The sequence below is a fragment of the Neobacillus drentensis NBRC 102427 genome, from assembly GCF_001591445.1.
GTDB classification, from domain to species: Bacteria; Bacillota; Bacilli; order Bacillales; family Cytobacillaceae; genus Neobacillus; species Neobacillus drentensis.
Genome location: NZ_BCUX01000013.1, coordinates 115668 through 128946, shown reverse-complemented (window position 1 = coordinate 128946; position 13279 = coordinate 115668). Strand labels below are relative to the sequence as shown.

Sequence of the window (13279 nt, the reverse complement as noted above, 5' to 3'; positions counted from 1 at the left end):
CCCTTACGTGCGGTAGGATGCGTTTATTTTCACATAATCATAAGTTAAGTCGCATCCCCAGGCAGTTGCGCTATATTCACCTTGGTTTAATTCAACACTTAATTTTACATTTTCTGATTCTAAGTATTCCTTTACTTCTTCCTCAACAAAGTTACTTGGAAGACCATTTTCGAATACCGTAAATGGTCCAATTGCTACCTTAATTGCGTTTGTTTCAACTGGAACACCACTGTAGCCGATCGCAGTAACGATTCTTCCCCAGTTAGGGTCTGTTCCATAAATTGCTGTTTTTACAAGATTAGAAGAAATAATCGCTTTGCCGACTGCACTTGCCGCGCTTTGACTGTAGCCGCCATTTACTTGAACCTCTACTAGTTTTGTAGCGCCCTCTCCGTCTCTTGCGATTTTTTTAGCTAGGGATTCGCAAACGATACTCAACCCCTGTTTAAAAGTATTCCATTCAGGGTGTTCTTTTGTAAGTGGATTATTCTCCGCTAATCCATTTGCCATGACTAACACCATGTCGTTCGTACTTGTATCCCCATCCACTGTTATCATGTTAAAAGTTTGATTCGTTACCTCTCGAAGTGCTTCAAGGAGGTCTTCTTGTTCAATGTTTGCATCTGTTGTTACAAATCCTAGCATTGTTGCCATATTTGGATGGATCATTCCTGACCCTTTTGATGCACCGCCAATGGAAACTGTTTTTCCATCGATTTTCATTTGCACTGCCGTATGTTTGACACAGGTGTCAGTTGTTAGGATAGCATCCAAAAAGTTATTCTCATTTTCATGCTCTTTATTTAGTATTTGTTTAATCCCATTTATCACTTTATCCATCTGAAGTAATTCCCCAATAACTCCTGTTGAAGTAACCGCAACAAGATGTTCTTGTATTCCTAATTCGTTCGCAAAGCCCTGTTGCATAGCGAATGCATCCTGTAACCCTTGCTCCCCAGTACAAGCATTAGCATTGCCTGAATTCACGATAATAGCTTGAATCTTTTTTTCCTTTGCGATACTTTCTTGGGTAACTATCAATGGAGCTGCTTGAAAGAGGTTGGTAGTATACACTCCTGCAGCAGTTGCCGGAACCTCTGAAACGACGTATCCGAGGTCAAGTCGTTTTCTTTTTAGTCCACAGTGCATACCGCCTGCTTTGTACCCCTTCGGCAAAGTTACACTACCTTCTTCTATTATAATGATTTCATTAGATGATATAGCCTGCATCAATTTAATTTCCCCCTTCAAATCCCTTTTGTTCTACACCTAAAAGGTAGTTATGCTCATGGATACAGTGGAATGTCTGTAAGCCCTGTTCGCTCATTCCAGCCATTTATCAAATTCACATTTTGGATAGCCTGCCCTGCAGCACCTTTAACTAAATTATCTATCACTGAAACGATTGTCAGCCGATTGGTTCGCTCGTCAACATGTAGCCCGAGATCACAATAATTTGAACCTAGAACCTCTTTTGTTGAAGGTATATTCCCCTCAGGCCGTACCCTAATAAAATGAGATTCTTGATAAAATTGTTTATATAAATCTATAACTTTTTTTGTAGAAATTTCTTCTTTAAGGTTCACATAGATTGTGCACATAATTCCCCTTGTCATTGGAACAAGATGGGTTGTAAATGTAATCGTTATTGGATTTCCGCTCTCGTCAGAAAGTACCTGCTCAATTTCCGGAATATGTTGATGTGCTCCCAGTTTATAGGCTTTTAAGTTTTCATTGATTTCCGAGTAATGTGCTGTTAAGGAAAGTCCTCTTCCAGCGCCGGAGACACCTGATTTTGCATCAATGATAATCGACTTTTCATCAGCTAAATTTGTTTTTAATATCGGAATAAGACCGATTGTGGTCGCAGTCGGATAACAGCCTGGATTGGCTATTAAATTGGACGACTTTATTTGGTCGGGATATATTTCACTTAATCCGTAGGTTGCTTGTTTTAAATATTCCTCATCAGCTGGTTTATGTTTATACCAAGATTCGTATTCTTCCATAGACCTTAGCCGGAAGTCCCCTGATAAATCTATACATTTAATCCCGCTCTTTAAAAGTTGTGGAACTAGCTTACTGCTAACACCGGACGGGGTTGCCAAAAATACGATATCGTTATTTTCACTTAATGTATCTGCGTCAAATTTTTCAAGTGGTTGATCAATAATTTCAGAAAGATGTGGATAAATCTCACTAAAGCTGGACCCTGATTGTGAGTTAGAAACAACTGAACCAATCTCCAAAAAAGGGTGTTTATTGATTAACCTAACTAACTCAATTGATCCATAACCAGTTCCACCGATAATTGCAGCCCTCAATTTCTCCAACTCCTAAATTCTCTTAATAATGAATTATTATACACAGTTATATATAATTATTCAATTAGAAAATAGCTTAATTTTCTGTTTTTATTAAAAAATATCACTTGTATTTTTGGAAACGCTTACATTATTAAGTGTAAGATTATACAATTTTTATGCATAAATAAGTATTAAAAAAGACAGTGAATACCGTTACATTCACTGTCCTTATCTATATGAATTAACATTTACAAAGCTTGCGATTTTAAGTCCAAATCCCCAATTATGTTTAGTGCCTGGATTGATAATAAAAGTTGGTTACTTATGATCGGGTCCCGAATGTCTTTTTGGAGCAGCTCTTCTATTTTAAAAATTCTATAACGTAAACCGCCGACTGAAAGTGATAAATCATTAGCTGTTCTTTCTAAACTCCCACCAGTTAATAGAAAGGCAAAAAGTGTTTTTATTAACTCAATACTTCTGGGATTAGATCCTTTTAAATTCCCCAGCATATTTATTGCCCATTTTCTAACCTCTTCCATATTATTTTCATTTACTAATATCCCAATAAGCCCTAAGCTTTCAAATCCGATGATCGGGTTACTTTTTGAAACCATTTTGCTTGCTGTAATTGCCTCTTGATAGGCATTTGAAGCTTCCTTAATTGATTCTGATCTTTTACTCAGCCCCAAATAAAAATCACCATTTGGATACTTAGTCTGGAGAAACTGATATAAATCCGCAAAAAAAAGATTTTTTTCTTTTTTCTTTTTCCGTTTATCTGTTAATAGTAAGATAAGCTGTTTGGCTCTTTGACTAATTAAAAAATCACGCTTTTGCTTTGTGCAGTAATCAGATATGCTGTCCATTATTTCTTTATGAATTTCTAATAGATTCATAAAGTCAGAATGTGGGATAGAAAAGTCGATAACCCCTACCCTATAAGGCATGGTTAAATCCAGCTGGATTAAACTTGCTTTCGCAATGATTTCTTCATTCGAGGCGAAATGACCCCCAATGATTCCATCCAAGAAGAAGCCCTTCATCCGTTCAAAAGAATCTATTTTAGTCTTTTCTAAAAATAAACAAAGCGAGATCACTGAAGTAACTTTTTCGATGAGCATATTAGAAAAATGCGGTTGGTAATCTTCATGCTTATTAAAAATAAATACACAAACCCCTGCAGGTTTTTCTTGAATGGAGAACGTGGAGGTTAGCAATAAACAGGATTTATATTGATGAATTTCTAGATGATGTGGATGAGAAAATGAATTTGAATTAATCTTTTCTTTAAAAAAATGTTTCAATTCATTTGTGGAAGTATCCAAAGATAGCGAGGATAGACCTGAATAAGCGAGCAATTGCCCATGACTAGTAAAAATGACAATTGGAATTTTCGTTAATTTAAATATTTCTTGAATAATTGAGTCAATTCCCTTACCTCTCATTACCTCCTCTGTTAATCTCTTATGTATTTCACTAGCAGTTGCTCGATTATCCCGTTCCTGTAGCAATTTCTCATAGGTAACTTCTAATTCTTCAAGGATGGGTGTCGCTTGTAAGTAATAGGATTCATCCTTTATTTCGTTCCCCCATTGTGCCGCAGTTTTACCAATTGCCCGACAATTACTTCCTCCGGCTGCACAGCAGCATACCTCTTTAAAAATCACTCTTTCACCGGTAGCTTCAGATACAAAGCCGCTTGCATATCCAGCTAATGTAAAACACACTGGTGAAGTGCTTCTTCCGATTTGTTTATAATGTTCCGAGGCTTCATAAGAATTCTCCCATATACTTTCCATAAGAAAATTGAGCGTATTCTTTTCTTTTCTTATCACTAATTTGGTCGTCCTTGAGTAAACAAATCCTTTCTTGGAGTGTATATTTGGGCCATACTCAATTAATTCATTTAAGGTAAGATGGGGCTCATTTTCTTTACATTCCTTTGCATCTCGCATGCCTAAATCAAAACCATAGCGAAATAAAAATCCATTTGCCCTATCCTGCCCAATATTATTAATAAGATCTTTTCTTAACGAGCCAAAGGCATGAACATCAACTAGAACTGATCCATTAGGAATCAAAATTTGATGAGAAGTTTCCACCCCCTTCCCATTTAAGAATGTAGACGTTGGCTGCATTTATTTATTTCACCCTCTCTTTCATCAAATTGATTTCTAAATGACTTAAGGGATATGTTTTACATAGTAATATCTGTTGGTTCTCCCGCTCCTGGTTCGTTAATGCTTGTTTTGAGTACATATCCATCCGGTAATCTCCATGGAGGACTTTGACCTTACACATCCCGCATCCACCGCTTGCACATCCATATGGTACCTTCACCATTTGAGAACGGGCGGCTTTTAATAGATTATTATCTTCCGAACAAGAAAAAGACTTATCATTGATACTTATTCTAAACATATTGCTCCACTCCTCTTAATAATCATGAACTTTTTCTGAACTTTTTAATTTGAAAAAGGGCTGTCCGCTAAATGCTAAACAGCCCTGCTTTATACCTAAGTTCTTTAATGCAACGCAATACATATATTTTTTGCTTCTGTAAAGAATTCAAGACTGTGGTGACCGCCTTCACGACCAACTCCGCTTTTTTTATAGCCGCCAAACGGTGCCCGTAAATCACGGACAAACCAGCAGTTCACCCAAATAGTACCTGCACGGACCGAATGAGAAACACGATGGGCACGTTGAAGGTTATCTGTCCAAATCACAGCATTCAAACCATAATCCGTACTGTTGGCAATTTGCAGTGCTTCATCCTCGGTATCAAAAGGGATAATAGTCACGACTGGTCCAAAGATTTCCTCTTGGCAGATTCGGGCTTTAGGATCTTCTTGAACATACACAGTTGGCTCCAAATAATAGCCATCCTTCAAGTATTCAGGGAGGTTTGGTCTTTTTCCGCCTGTAATCAACGTTGAATTTTCTAGTTTAGCAATTTCAAAATAACTTGTTACTTTTTGATAATGCTCTTCACTGACTAAGGGTCCCATATTTGTTAAGGCATCTTGAGGATCGCCAACAACTAACTCTTCTGCGGCTTTCTTAAACCTTTCGATAAACTCATTAAAGATACGCCGTTGAACAAGAATTCTTGACCCAGCCAGGCAGACCTGCCCAGAGTTCATAAAAGCAGCTCGAATCGATTCAGGAATAGCCTTATCAAGATTAGCATCTTCAAAAATAATATTTGCTGCCTTTCCGCCAAGTTCAAACGATACCTTCTTCAATGTATCCGCACCTGTTTTCATAATCGCTTTCCCAGTCGACGTTTCACCCGTGAAGGAAATCATATCAACCTCTGAGTGCGCAGTCATAAATTCACCCGCTGAATTCCCCCCATAGCCGTGAATGACGTTGATTACTCCATCTGGAATTCCAGCCTCTTTGGCAATTTCCCCCAAAAGTGAAACAGTTAGTGGAGTGGCTTCTGCAGGTTTGATTACTGCTGTATTTCCAGTTGCTAAACAAGGGCCTAACTTCCATGTGGTCAGCATAAATGGCAGATTCCATGGAGTAATTAACGCCGCAACCCCGACAGGCTCATAGCGGGTATAGTTTAAAAAATCTTCTCCCATCGGATAGACTTCACCACCCTGTTGTTCCATGAAGTCAGCAAAGAACTTTAAGTTATGAGCTGAACGCGGTATTTCGAACCCAAGTGCAACAGGATAGGGCTTTCCAACATCAAGTGCTTCCAGCCTTGCTAGTTCTTCTTTTCTTTCTATGATTATTTCTGCCATTCTACGAATCTTATTGGACCTTTCTTGGACAGTCATCGTCCGCCATGGCCCTTGTTCAAATGCCCTCCGTGCAGCAAGGCAAGCCCGATCGACATCTTCCCTTGAAGCCTCATGAACCTTCGCAATTACTTCTTGGGTTGCCGGGTTTTTTACTTCAAAGAGGGAATTCTCACTCGAACATACATACTCACCGTCTATAAACAATTTTACCTCTCTTACTTTTGTCTTTACTTCGGTCATTTCGTTCAACCTCCGACCTTTTCTTCTCGCCTTCTCACGGATTCTCCAGCAATACCCCAGTGTTCGCTAGGCATTTCATTAATGAGGATTCTGACGGTCTCCCTTGGTGCCTCTAACACTTCACAAACTATATTCGTAAGTTCGTAGATTAGTTTTTCTTTTTTTTCCGGAGAGCGTCCTTCTATCATATTGACCTGGATAAATGGCAAATCTACCACTCCATTTCCCTACCTTATTTCATGAACGATACATCCAACGACCCTAAGTGGTCAAAGTGGCATGAAAAGACATCATTTTCTTTCATTGCCACTGCTCCAGTTAAGGCTCCACTTAAGATTACTTCTCCTGGTTTCACATATTGTCCAGTCAAGGCGAGCTTATTTACCATCCAAGCAACCGCTCTTGCAGGATGTCCCATCACACTTGCACCCGCACTGGTGGCAACAATTTTTCCATTATGCTTAAACATCATACCTACAAGACTTAAATCAAGATCCCCCAGCCTTGTTAATTTGTCTCCGATTATAAACCGGGAAGAGGAAGAATTATCAGCAATAACATCCAGCAGTGTAAACGAAAAACCCCGGTAGCGACTATCAATAATCTCAAGTGCAGGTGCAACATATTCCGTGGCGGCTAAAACATCTGCAACCGTAACCCCCGGACCCCTTAATTCACGGTTCATGATAAACGCGATTTCGGGCTCTATTTTTGCATGAATAAATGGTGCTAAAGAAATGGGTTCACCACTGTAAAGCTGCATATTCTGAAGCAGCACACCGTAGGTCGGTTCATGGACGCCCATCATTTCCTGCTTTGCCTTACTAGTTAATCCCAGCTTCCAACCAGCAACTCTCGTTTTTTCCTCGATACATTTTCTGTTTACTAATCGTTTTTGAACCTCATAGGCAAGTTCAACATCAAATTGAGGATATCTATCCACTAATTTATCGAGTTCGGTTGCATTTTTTTCTGCTAAAAATAATTCATCTGCCATTTGTTCAATACTTTCTGTGGCAATCATCTTTTGTTCACCTTCTTACTAGTTTGAGTGTTATAACCTTTTATCACCTTCAGCACTCCTTAGGTTAAAGCTAAATTGAAGGATTCCACCAGTTCACGGCGGTGATAGAAAATACCTGCTCCTATTTGATCTTCAGTCCAAGTAATAGTTGGGAAGTCTGCATATGTCATATATCCACTTGCAAATGCCTCATTTCGGTTTCCAGATGGGTCAAAGAAATAAACAGTTTGACCGCGGGTAATTCCATGCCTTGTAGGAGTGATTTCCACTTCCACTTTGTTTTTGGATAAAATATCAGCCGCCTTCAAAACTTCATACCAATTATCCACATAGAAGCCAACATGATGAAGTTTGGCATCTGGGCCTTTAATAAAGGCAATATCATGGGCTTTATTTGTCGTTGTTAAAAAGCTTCCTATCATTTGCTCGCCGTCAACACTGAGAATTTTCTCGCTTTGTTTAAAACCAAGAATTTCAGTGAAAAATCTAGTAGTAGTTTTTACATCATCTCCAACTAGAAGAGCATGGTCGAGTCGGTGCGGAGCAATCCCTCTTAATCCATCAGGCCATGGGTCCGGATTAACAGAACCGGTTGCAATCCCCAAATGTTCAATATCCGTATATAATTCAACATAATGTCCGGTCGGAATTTGGAAGCGGATCGCTTCTCCTTCTGCAACACGAGTTCTGTTTGAAATACGGCTTAGTTTGCAGCCAAATTGTTCAATTTTATACTCTAATAATTCTAAGGCGGCATGGTCAGCAACCTTAAAGGCCATGTGATCCATGCCAGCGGAATCAGATTTTTGAAGAATGAGACTGTGATGGTCAAACTCATCCCAGGCTTTAAAATAAACTCGGTTCTCATCCTGAGCAGTAACATCTAAACCAATGACGTTTTTATAGTAATCAACCGATTTTTCTAAATCAAATACACGCAATTCTAACCGTCCGGCCCTTAAAATTCCATTTCCATTCATTTTTCTCTACTCTCCTTATATTGTTTTTGAAAACATTTCTTTTTTTATAAGCTTCAAAGCTGCTTCACAGCATTGTCGGTCTTCATCCTCTGAGCCCCCGCTTATCCCTATACCGCCAACCAATAGTTCACCATCATAGACGGGATACCCACCGCCAAATACCACTAGTTTTTCAGTGTGAACAATCCCCATTTTTAAGCTCGGCTGGTCTTTAATCATTCCATACCATTCATGTGTTGGAAGTCTAAATGCCACTGCCGAATAGGCCTTGTTTTGAGCTATGTTTATACTTAGAAGCGGAGCATGGTCCATTCGGGAGAAAGCTAATAAATTACCACCTTGATCCACGATTGCAATGTTTACATTTATCTTCAATTGTTGTGCTTTTATTTTTGCTGCTTGAATCAGTTCTTGTGCAAAGGAGTTACTAATGCTTTTTTGTTCAATAAATTTCATTTGATCACGCCTCCTTTGTTTCCGCTTTCATTTCTTTCATCCTATTGAAAACAATTACTTTTTCTCTGGTATTTTTGAAAATAAGCATCACTTCCCTTATCTAAAAATACACATCTAATTAAATAGTAGTGGCTTAGATATCATTAAACAACGACACCAACTGTATAAAAATCCTCTAAAATCCAGCATGAGATGCTAGTTTTATAAACTCATGGTGAATAATATTATCGAAGAAAAATATTTACGATTTCATCTCTGAATATAAATCCTCAATCGACTTCTCCAATTGAAAAAAGCTCCTGCCAATGGCAAGAACTTAGGTTTCTTCATATTTTATTGAGATATTAATCCTCCTTGATATTTATCGGACCGATCGTCTATATATATATTGTTTCCATTGGAAATGGATGAAGCAACCAATACAAAAACCTAAAATGGCTACAAAAGCTGCGACTGCAACAAGAGCAGTGAAAATATACCCAACTGTATTCCAACCAAAAATAAAGCTAAGGATGCCTATTCCAAGACATGAAACTGCAAGCTTCTGATTAAATTGCTGCTGCTCCCAATCTTCAGGAATATAGGACTTTGGGTCTTTTCTTAAAAATTGTTTTCGAATCTCCATAATTGGATTATAACCAAAGATAATCCCCATAAGCCCCGTAATAAATGGAATGAATAAAAACCACTCTTGCCCTGAAACCCATGTTAACACCACACTAAGAACTATAATGGATTGATTTGTTCTAACTAGAGGCTGCGGAATCGAAAGAATCTTATCTGCCAACAAAATCCCCACCTTTCTTATTGGAATTGTATGCTTAAAGTCATTTTAACTTGAATGATTTAGATTGTATAGTTATTTGTTTTTTAGGTAAATCTGCTGATTTTATAAAGAAGTCACTTGTAACCGATGGGTGCTTATTCGTGCCCGTTTCCTTACAAAATACCCGCAGACGGTAACGATTAGTGGCTATTCGTGCCTGTCTCCTTGCAAAACACCTGCAAACGGTAACGATTAGTGGCTATTCGTGCCCGTCTCCTTACAAAATAGCAAAAGCACTCATCTGAGTGCTTTTCGGATTTTTATAGACTTTCATGTAACAGGTTTAATACACTACGCAATTCCTTCACATTTACCTGCCCGGGTGCGGAGGCTTTTTTTGCTGCCCCAAAAGTAACAGCAGACCCGAATACTTCGCCTGCCAATCGACTTATGACCCCTTTACCCGCCATAGACATGGTAATGAACGGCCGATCCGCAAACTGTTCTCTCATTGTATTGGTTGCATCTAAGAGGGTTAGCACATCGGCTGCACTAGTTGGCATTACTGCAATTTTTGGAATATCTCCCCCTAACGCTTGTGCTTTCCTTAAACGCGAGATAATTTCCTCTTTTGCAGGAGTCTTATCAAAATCATGGTTTGAAATAATAACAAATACATTTTTTGCATGAGCATTTTCTATTAATGCTTGGACTTCTTTTTCATCATTGAATAGCTCGACATCAATAATATCTACCATGCCAGTTTCTGCGGCCGTCTTGTTTAATTGAAAATAAAAGGAAGTGGTTATTTCCTTATTGCCGCCCTCTTTATGGCTTCGAAAGGTAAAGATAAGTGGTGTATTAGGCAGGAGCGTGCGAATTTCAACAAGAGCCTTTTTCACCTGCTCAATCTCTTCTACCTTGTCAAAAAAGTCGACCCGCCACTCTACAACATCTAAGTCAATTGTTTTTAGAAATTCGGCTTCTTCCTTTAATTGTGCAAGAGTTTCTCCCACCAAGGGGACACAGATTTTTGGCGTGTCTTCCCCAATGACGATATCTCTAACCGTTATAGTTTTAGTCATTTGTTCCCACTCCTTGTCCCATCCTCCATATGTTTTGCTGCCTATTTTTCCCTAGATTGAATTTAATTCGTCAATAATTTGGTCAGCAATTTCGTTTGCATCCTTGCTATCCGTTGAAATCTTTAAATGATGGTTAATATAAATATCCTGTCTTTTGTAAAATAGATCTTCCATTTCCTCAACTGACTTTCCTTTTAAAACAGGGCGGCTGTCGATAATCAGATCTAATCTATCTTTCCAGCCATCCAAGGATAAATCTAGAAGAATAACAATACAAGATCCTAAACAGGTTTGCCTAATTTCTTCTTGTAGGAAGGCTCCGCCTCCGACGGAAATTATCTTTTGCTGCTGATTTGCGAGACTTGTAATTAAACTTTTTTCTTTCTCTCTAAAAACTTTCTCACCAAACTCAGAAAAGATTTCGGACACTGGCATGTTATATTCTTTTTCAATTACTTCATCAATATCTATAAAATCGCGATTTAGTTTACTAGCAACTATCTTGCCAATCGTAGTTTTTCCAACACCCATAAACCCGATAAAAACAATACTCTTTTCTCTATTCTCCAAAATACTCCAAACCCCCAATAATATTAAACAAATTATTAGTCATAATTATAATGCTATTTTCAGATATTAGACAATTATTAATTATTGACTTCTCTCCAAACGTTATCGGTGCCTGACACCAAAAGAAAGAGACCCACATAGGAGTCTCACTATCTATTGCTTCATTTTCGGGTCAAGGATATCTCTTAGTCCATCTCCCATTAAGTTGAATCCGAGTACGGTTAGCATAATTGCGACCCCGGGGAAGAAAAGCGTCCAGGGTGCTTGGGTGATATAATTTTTGGAATCGGCCAGCATTTTCCCCCACTCAGGAGTCGGTGCTTGTGCCCCCATGCCAAGGAACCCAAGGGCTGCTGCTTCAATAATTGCTGTGGCAATCGCTAATGTAGCTTGGACGATGACTGGTGATATACTATTAGGCAAAATATGGCGAAGTAGAATCCGTGTATCTTTCATTCCGACGGCACGGGCAGCCATAATATATTCTTCTTGTTTAACACTTAATACTTTAGAGCGAACAAGTCGACCAAAGTTCGGGATATTAATCACCGCAATTGCAATCAATGCGTTTTGGAGTGATGGCCCTAAAATAGATACAACAGCAATCGCTAATAGAATACTTGGAAAGGCGAGCATAATATCAAAAATACGTGAAATAATAGCATCTACCCAGCGGCCGTAATAACCAGCGACAATTCCAAGTAATGTCCCTGCCACAACTGATCCTAGGACTGAGAAAAAGCCTACCCACAAGGAGATTCTTGCACCATACACAATACGTGAAAAAATATCGCGACCGAAATCGTCTGTCCCAAACCAATGCTCACTTGAGGGCGGGAGCATTCGATCAGCCAGCACTTGGTCTTTAAAGCTATATGGAGCAATAATAGGAGCGATAATAGCAATTATGATAAAAAAGACTACAATTCCTAAACCTGCTAGTGCTAATCTGTTTTTATAAAATGAAATCCATGCTTCCTTCCAGGGAGGCGTCAGCTTTTCTTCAACAATACCCGCCGAAAAATTTGCCGTTTTTTTTGCAAGTTCCGCCACTTTCAAATCCCCCTCCTCTACTTGGTATATTTAATTCGCGGATCAACAAACACATATAATAGATCCACAACTAAATTAATGAGCACAAAAATTGCCGCAATGATTAATATCCCTGACTGGATCACTGGATAATCACGATAGCCGATTGCATCATATAGATATCTCCCGATTCCCGGCCAGCCAAAGATAGTTTCCGTCAATATGGCTCCCCCGAGTAAAAGACCAGTTTGCAATCCGATGATCGTTAGAACAGGGATAACGGCATTTTTTAAGGAATGTTTATAAACTACCCAGAACATGCTCAGTCCCTTTGCTCTTGCTGTACGGACATAATCTGACTGCATTACTTCCAGCATAGTGGCACGGGTCATTCTGGCAATAATCGCCATTGGAATGGTCGCTAGTGCAAGACTAGGTAATACTAAATGTTTTAATACCGTTATAAACTGATCAGGTCTTCCTTGTAAAAGCGTATCAATTAAATAAAAATGAGTAATTGCTGCAACTGGGTCTCGAACATTCTCTCTTCCAGTCGTTGGAAGCCAGCCTAATTCAATTGAAAATACCCATTGCTCCATTAAACCAAGCCAAAAAATTGGCAGTGATACCCCAATAAGGGCAAGGACCATGGCAATATAATCAAACCATGATTTAGAGAACCATGCACTGACAATGCCAGCATTTACCCCAACAATAATGGCAATTAACATGGCCACTATTGTTAATTCTGCGGTTGCAGCTAAGTAGGACCAGATCTCTTCGTTAATTGGACCCCTTGTCCGCAATGAAACTCCTAGATCCCCATGAAGTAAAGCGTTAATATAGTCTGCATACTGTATGTACCAAGGCCTGTTTAACCCTAATTCTTTTGTTAACGTGGCGATAGATTCTGCTGTTGCTCTTTGCCCCAGAATTACCTGCGCAGGATTTCCTGGAATAGCATGGATGATTGCAAATACCACGAGAGTCATCCCGATCAAAACGGGTATTAAAGAAAAGACACGACGGACTGTATAAGTAAACAATTTTTTCACC

14 protein-coding genes are annotated in these 13279 nt (G+C 38.9%); all 14 read right to left on the bottom strand.

Annotation, left to right across the window (positions count from 1 at the left end):
- Positions 1-3: 3 nt before the first annotated feature.
- Complete coding sequence (gene argJ, locus BDR01S_RS08495; protein WP_066259733.1) at positions 4-1230, bottom strand: bifunctional ornithine acetyltransferase/N-acetylglutamate synthase; 1227 nt, start codon at positions 1228-1230, stop codon at positions 4-6.
- A gap of 56 nt (positions 1231-1286) precedes the next feature.
- Positions 1287-2324 (bottom strand): N-acetyl-gamma-glutamyl-phosphate reductase, encoded by a 1038-nt coding sequence (gene argC, locus BDR01S_RS08490; RefSeq protein WP_066251530.1) that lies wholly within the window; start codon positions 2322-2324, stop codon positions 1287-1289.
- A 230-nt stretch (positions 2325-2554) separates the two neighbouring features.
- Positions 2555-4390, bottom strand: a complete 1836-nt coding sequence (locus tag BDR01S_RS08485) for a XylR N-terminal domain-containing protein (protein ID WP_169801424.1) — start codon at positions 4388-4390, stop codon at positions 2555-2557.
- Between the two features lie 61 nt (positions 4391-4451).
- On the bottom strand, positions 4452-4730 hold the full coding sequence (locus BDR01S_RS08480; RefSeq protein WP_066251523.1) for a 2Fe-2S iron-sulfur cluster-binding protein: 279 nt from the start codon (positions 4728-4730) through the stop codon (positions 4452-4454).
- A gap of 104 nt (positions 4731-4834) precedes the next feature.
- Positions 4835-6310: an aldehyde dehydrogenase gene (locus tag BDR01S_RS08475; RefSeq protein WP_066251521.1), complete on the bottom strand. Its 1476-nt coding sequence runs from the start codon at positions 6308-6310 to the stop codon at positions 4835-4837.
- 5 nt (positions 6311-6315) lie between these two features.
- On the bottom strand, positions 6316-6519 hold the full coding sequence (locus tag BDR01S_RS08470) for a 4-oxalocrotonate tautomerase (protein WP_066251517.1): 204 nt from the start codon (positions 6517-6519) through the stop codon (positions 6316-6318).
- A gap of 23 nt (positions 6520-6542) precedes the next feature.
- Positions 6543-7334, bottom strand: a complete 792-nt coding sequence (locus BDR01S_RS08465; protein WP_066251514.1) for a 2-keto-4-pentenoate hydratase — start codon at positions 7332-7334, stop codon at positions 6543-6545.
- A gap of 59 nt (positions 7335-7393) precedes the next feature.
- Positions 7394-8314 (bottom strand): catechol 2,3-dioxygenase, encoded by a 921-nt coding sequence (locus tag BDR01S_RS08460; protein ID WP_066251511.1) that lies wholly within the window; start codon positions 8312-8314, stop codon positions 7394-7396.
- Positions 8315-8329: 15 nt separating this feature from the next.
- Positions 8330-8770 carry a GlcG/HbpS family heme-binding protein gene (locus BDR01S_RS08455; protein WP_066251506.1) on the bottom strand — a complete coding sequence of 147 codons (441 nt, stop codon included), beginning with the start codon at positions 8768-8770 and terminating at the stop codon, positions 8330-8332.
- A 361-nt stretch (positions 8771-9131) separates the two neighbouring features.
- Positions 9132-9557: a DUF4395 domain-containing protein gene (locus BDR01S_RS08450; protein WP_066251504.1), complete on the bottom strand. Its 426-nt coding sequence runs from the start codon at positions 9555-9557 to the stop codon at positions 9132-9134.
- A gap of 299 nt (positions 9558-9856) precedes the next feature.
- Positions 9857-10621, bottom strand: a complete 765-nt coding sequence (aroD, locus tag BDR01S_RS08445) for a type I 3-dehydroquinate dehydratase (RefSeq protein ID WP_066251503.1) — start codon at positions 10619-10621, stop codon at positions 9857-9859.
- A 51-nt stretch (positions 10622-10672) separates the two neighbouring features.
- Entirely contained in the window at positions 10673-11191 is a 519-nt protein-coding gene (locus tag BDR01S_RS08440; RefSeq protein ID WP_268874663.1) for a shikimate kinase, read from the bottom strand.
- Positions 11192-11344: 153 nt separating this feature from the next.
- Positions 11345-12244: a nickel transporter permease gene (gene nikC / locus BDR01S_RS08435; RefSeq protein WP_066251500.1), complete on the bottom strand. Its 900-nt coding sequence runs from the start codon at positions 12242-12244 to the stop codon at positions 11345-11347.
- A gap of 17 nt (positions 12245-12261) precedes the next feature.
- Positions 12262-13269 carry an ABC transporter permease gene (locus BDR01S_RS08430; RefSeq protein WP_066251498.1) on the bottom strand — a complete coding sequence of 336 codons (1008 nt, stop codon included), beginning with the start codon at positions 13267-13269 and terminating at the stop codon, positions 12262-12264.
- Positions 13270-13279: the final 10 nt, after the last annotated feature.

Excerpts from the sequence above, each read along its gene's own strand:
- argJ (WP_066259733.1), bottom strand. The coding sequence starts at position 1,230 with ATGCAGGCTATATCATCTAATGAAATCATTATAATAGAAGAAGGTAGT.
- BDR01S_RS08480 (WP_066251523.1), bottom strand. The coding sequence starts at position 4,730 with ATGTTTAGAATAAGTATCAATGATAAGTCTTTTTCTTGTTCGGAAGAT.
- BDR01S_RS08475 (WP_066251521.1), bottom strand. The coding sequence starts at position 6,310 with ATGACCGAAGTAAAGACAAAAGTAAGAGAGGTAAAATTGTTTATAGAC.
- BDR01S_RS08465 (WP_066251514.1), bottom strand. The coding sequence starts at position 7,334 with ATGATTGCCACAGAAAGTATTGAACAAATGGCAGATGAATTATTTTTA.
- BDR01S_RS08460 (WP_066251511.1), bottom strand. The coding sequence starts at position 8,314 with ATGAATGGAAATGGAATTTTAAGGGCCGGACGGTTAGAATTGCGTGTA.
- BDR01S_RS08455 (WP_066251506.1), bottom strand. The coding sequence starts at position 8,770 with ATGAAATTTATTGAACAAAAAAGCATTAGTAACTCCTTTGCACAAGAA.
- aroD (WP_066251503.1), bottom strand. The coding sequence starts at position 10,621 with ATGACTAAAACTATAACGGTTAGAGATATCGTCATTGGGGAAGACACG.